1 protein-coding gene is annotated in these 3,216 nt (G+C 60.4%); it reads left to right on the top strand.

The window, feature by feature from the left end; genetic code table 11:
- Positions 1-3,216: excinuclease ABC subunit UvrA (uvrA, locus tag KBF66_RS19260; RefSeq protein WP_296661339.1), on the top strand; the 3,216-nt coding region annotated here is incomplete at both ends.

Raw genomic sequence — 3,216 nt, 5'->3', positions numbered from 1 at the left:
CCGGGGAGTTGACGGTGGTCACCGGCCCAAGTGGCTCGGGCAAATCCAGCCTGGTGTTTGACACCCTGTTTGCCGAAGGGCAACGCCGCTATGTTGAAACCTTCAGCGCCTACGCGCGCCAGTTTCTGGACCGCATGGACAAACCGGCAGTCGACAAAGTTGAAGGTGTGCCCCCGGCCATTGCCATTGACCAGACCAATCCGGTGCGCTCCAGCCGCTCCACCGTGGGCACGATGACCGAGCTCAATGACCACCTGAAGCTCTTTTTTGCCCGAACTGGCCAGTTGTTTGACCGCCTTAGCGCACGACCGGTGCGCCATGACACCCCGGAGTCGATTTATACCGAACTGGTTAGACGTCTGGAAGGAACCGACGCGCGTGTGAGCATCACCTTTCCGGTTGAACTGCCGGTCACCGCAACGCCAGAAGAAGTGGCGCAGTGGTTGTCTGTCAGTGGTTTCACCAAAGTTCAGGCGCAACGTCATGTGGTGGTCAACCCAGGCACAGAGCCCAACGCCAGCGCCCCAACAGGCAAGGCCGGTGTTTCCAAAACCAGTGCGGTCCAGCCCCGGCAGCGCAAACTGCTTGACGTTGTGGCCGACCGCTTTCGTCTGGCGGGCACTGAACGCGCCCGGGTGCTGGAGGCCATCGAGGTGGCGCTGAAACATGGCAGTGGCCAGATCAACGTTTATGTATCCAATATGCCTCCAGCGCATACAGGAAAAGAGGTTAATGCTATTAAAGTCGATGAAGGTACGTCCGAAATCTGGCGGTTTTCGACTGGTTTGCATTGTCCTGAGAGCAACCTGCGCTACGCCGACCCCTTGCCGTCGATGTTCTCCTTCAACTCTGCGGTCGGGGCGTGTGAGACGTGTCGGGGTTTTGGCCGGGTGATCGGGGTGGACTATGGTCTGGTGATTCCGGACGACAAACTCACCTTGCGTGCCGGCGCGATCAAACCCATCCAGACGCCCGCCTGGAAGGAGGCGCAGGACGATTTGATGCGCCATGCCGAGGTGGCGGGCATCCCGCGCGACACACCCTGGAACAAGCTCACACCGGAGCAACAGCACTGGGTGATTCAAGGTTCGCCGCAGTGGAACGGCAAGTGGAATCAGCATTGGTTTGGCATCAAGCGGTTTTTTGACTACCTGGAAACCAAAGCCTACAAAATGCACATCCGGGTGCTGTTGTCCAAATACCGCAGCTACACACCGTGCCCCGCCTGCCGCGGCGCGCGCATAAAAACCGAAAGTCTGCTGTGGCGCATTGGTAGCAAGGCGCAGGCCGATGCGGTGCTGCCACCTGCTAGGCGCTTTATGCCCAGCGGGGTGACGTGGACCCGTGCTCAGCTTGAATCCCTGCCGGGCCTGTGTCTGCATGATCTGATGTTGCTGTCGCTGGACCGGCTGCAGCGATTTTTTGACGGCTTTGAGACCGGTGTTGGTCAGCCACAGGAGCTCAAACTGCTGCAGGAAGAAATCTGCACCCGGCTCAAATACCTCAATGAAGTGGGTATTGGCTATCTGACGCTTGACCGCCAGAGCCGCACCCTCAGCGGTGGCGAGGTGCAGCGTATCAACCTGACCACGGCCTTGGGCACCTCGCTGGTCAACACCCTTTTTGTACTGGATGAGCCCAGCATCGGGCTGCACCCCCGCGACATGCACCGCATCATCGTCGCCATGCAACGGCTGCGCGACGCTGGCAACACGCTGGTGGTGGTGGAGCACGACCCGGCGGTGATGATGGCGGCTGACCGCATGCTCGACATGGGACCCGGCCCGGGCGAACGCGGCGGTCAGATTGTGTTTGATGGCAGCACCGCCGACCTGCGCCGTGCGGACACCCTCACCGGTGCCTATCTGGGTGGGCGCAAGCAGGTTGGTATGGGCTTCAAGCGGCTGGTGGCCGACAACACGCCGCGCCTGATTCTGGAAGGTGCACGCGAGCACAACCTCAAAAACATCGACATTGATATTCCGCTGCAGCGCCTGGTGTGTGTCACCGGTGTCAGCGGGTCGGGCAAATCCACCCTGATCCAGAACACGCTGGCACCGGCCCTGCTGCGCCATTTTGGCAAATCCACCGACGCGCCTGGTGACTATGATCGGCTGCTGGGGGCAGAGCAACTCAGCGACGTGGTGTTTGTTGACCAGTCACCCATTGGCAAGACAGCACGCTCCAACCCGGCGAGTTTTGTCGGTGCCTGGGACAGCATCCGCGAGCTGTTTGCCAACGCCGCCTTGTCGCGCCAGCGTGGCTACACCGCCAGCAAGTTCAGCTTCAACAGTGGTGACGGGCGTTGTCCGACCTGTGGTGGCTCCGGTTTTGAACATGTGGAGATGCAGTTTCTCAGCGACATCTACTTGCGCTGTCCGGACTGTAATGGCCAGCGTTTTCGCCCTGAAGTGCTGGAAATCACCATTGAGCGGGGTGCCAGGGTCCTCTCGATTGCCGACGTGCTGGACCTGACCGTCAGTGAGGCGGTGGCGCTATTTGCCCAGGACCGCGAGGTGACACGCACCCTGCAGCCGATTGTGGACGTGGGTCTGGACTACGTCAAACTGGGGCAGCCCGTGCCCACACTCAGTGGCGGTGAGGCACAGCGCCTGAAGCTGGCAGGTTTTCTGGCTGACGCGTCCAAGGGCAGCAGCGCCAGCCGCCAGGCTTTGGCGCGCCGTGGCATCCTGTTCATGCTGGATGAACCCACCACGGGTTTGCACTTTGACGACATTGCCAAACTCATGCGGGCGCTGCGCAAGTTGCAGGACGCGGGCCACTCGCTGCTGGTGATCGAGCACAACCTGGACGTCATCCGCGCCGCCGACTGGCTGATTGATCTCGGGCCCGAAGGCGGCGACGCGGGCGGCGAACTGGTGGCCTATGGCCCCCCCGAAGCCTTGATGTTGCATGCCAGTTCACACACCGCTCTGGCCCTGCGCGACTATGCCGCGCAGATGGGTGTGGAGCATCAGGTTGCTGATTATTCGGTCATCAAACCAGAGCAAACAAAGGCCGTGGGTAAAGCGCTGGAGGCTGAAAACACCATAAAAATCATCAATGCGCGTGAGCACAACCTCAAGTCTTTGAGTGTGGATATTCCGCGCGGACAGTTCACTGTGGTCACCGGGGTCTCAGGCTCTGGCAAGTCCACCCTGGCGTTTGATATTCTGTTCAACGAAGGGCAGCGCCGTTACCTGGAAAGCCTGAATG

It is taken from the genome of Rhodoferax sp. (assembly GCF_018063565.1).
Taxonomy (GTDB): Bacteria; Pseudomonadota; Gammaproteobacteria; order Burkholderiales; family Burkholderiaceae_C; genus Rhodoferax.
Note: the sequence above shows the minus strand (reverse complement) of the source record. Positions and strands in the feature narration are given on the sequence as shown.